Below are 1,855 nucleotides of genomic sequence, written 5' to 3'. Positions count from 1 at the left end.
AAGTCGCGTGGAGAACGGCGATTGACAGCTTCATTTTCGTTATGCCAATTAATTGTTGAAAGTGTGCCAGGGATAGGGGCAGAAACGGTCACAGCCTTTTCCACCTTTACAGGCAAAACCCGATATTCAGTCCCTCCGCCATAAGCATCAAAAGGCAGGCTGACCAAATTCCGTTCGCTGCCGATCTCGTCTTTGCTGAAATCCACCCATAATTCCACACGCTGTGCTGGCGCGAGGGTGATATAGTCGCGTTTTACGGGCTTTTCCAACAAGCCACCGTCTGTGCCCAACACGGTCAGCGGCGTACCGTCATCCCAGGCCAATTTGTAGATACGAGAGTTTGATCCATTCAGAAAACGCAGACGATAGGGGCGCGTCTCAACCGACAGGCTAAAATCTGCCTGCCCATTGACCAGAAGCTGGTCTCCCAAAAAGCCCATCATCTGGTCCATCATTCCGCTGCCACCATAGACCAGTTGGTTATTATTATCAAAGATACGATCCTGAAGCACAATCGGTAAATCGTAATCACCAGATGGCAGCCCCAAACTGCTTTCCTCGTCATCGCTGATCAGAAAAAGCCCAGCCAAACCTGCGTACGCTTGCGGTCCCGTCCGACCGTGCGGATGCGGATGATACCAATACGTTCCAGCGCGATCAAGCACCGTAAAATCGTAAATATATGTTTCGCCGGGCTCAATTGCCAAACGGGGATGCCCATCCGCTTCGACGGGGACATGCAAGCCATGCCAGTGGACGATGGATGATTCGCGCAGCTCATTGGTGAAATGGATGCGGATTTTTTGTCCCTTTTTGACATTAAAGATCGGACCCAAATAACTGTTCGGGACGATTTGCAGCGCATCGGCGGGACCGCTCATGACCTCACCCTGATACCGCCATACGCGCGTTGCCTTGCCCGAAAGGATTTGCGCCTCCCCTTCGACGGCTTTCAGCGCGATTTCAACATCCACCCCGCCCGAAGCGCGGCCAGCCGTGCTCGCTGACGGAATAGCCGTCGGCGGAAATGCGGTTTCGGTCAACGCCTTTGGCGCGCAAGCGCTCAAGAGAGCTGCCCCGCCACTTATCCCTAAAAGACGCAAGAAATCGCGCCTTGAAATTTCCTTTGAAGTCATTCTATTACCTCTGTGGTTTGATTAATGAAATATGCATAACTGCACTTTCATGTTCATACTATAAAAAGAACTTGTGAGAAAGAAGTGTAGGTTTCGTAAAGAGTTTGTGTAGATAATGTGGCTATTATAGAAAATCCTCACATATCCCACCTGCGTGATCCCTCGCATAGGTTCCCAGGCATATTAACCTGATCGCAAAACAAAAAAGACACGATCTTTCTAAAGCGCTCGTGTCTTTTTTGTTTCAGCGTTCTTTTACCATTCAATGCTATTTGCCCAGTGCAATATCTATATTTTCGTGCAAACTTTCGCTAGATTGTTCACCCAAACCTTGCCAAAGAACTTCACCCTCTGGATTTAACAATACAAAAGATGGATGTCCTTGAAGGCTGTAATATTGAAATGCAGATTTTCCATCAGGTAAATTTGCGTTAAGACGTCGAACGTCAATCTCACTTCCATAAATATCTTCAAGCCCATTCACGACAGGCTCCATTGCTGCTCAAGGAGCTCAACCATCGGTGAAGAAAAACAGAAAAGTTAAGCGATCCGGGGCAGGTGTAATTAATGCCTTGTTTTGGCTCCCACAAGCACTTAGCGCCAAGACTAAAAATCCAAGAAATAAAATCATGAATCGTGAACGCATCAAAAAAATCCTTTCAGTTTATATATCTTCCAAATAATCTTATCCGGATTGCCCTGGAATCCCAAGAGCCATT

The 1,855-nt window shown here is 47.7% G+C and carries 2 protein-coding genes; both read right to left on the bottom strand.

Features of this window, described 5'->3' with window-relative positions:
- A partial coding sequence (locus tag AC3DOM_RS15740) for a multicopper oxidase domain-containing protein (RefSeq protein ID WP_487919992.1) occupies positions 1-1,136 on the bottom strand: 1,136 nt, incomplete at its 3' end.
- 268 nt (positions 1,137-1,404) lie between these two features.
- On the bottom strand, positions 1,405-1,620 hold the full coding sequence (locus AC3DOM_RS15735; protein ID WP_487919991.1) for a hypothetical protein: 216 nt from the start codon (positions 1,618-1,620) through the stop codon (positions 1,405-1,407).
- Positions 1,621-1,855 lie beyond the last annotated feature (235 nt).

Source organism: Candidatus Desulfolinea nitratireducens (genome assembly GCF_982879505.1).
Note: the sequence above shows the minus strand (reverse complement) of the source record. Positions and strands in the feature narration are given on the sequence as shown.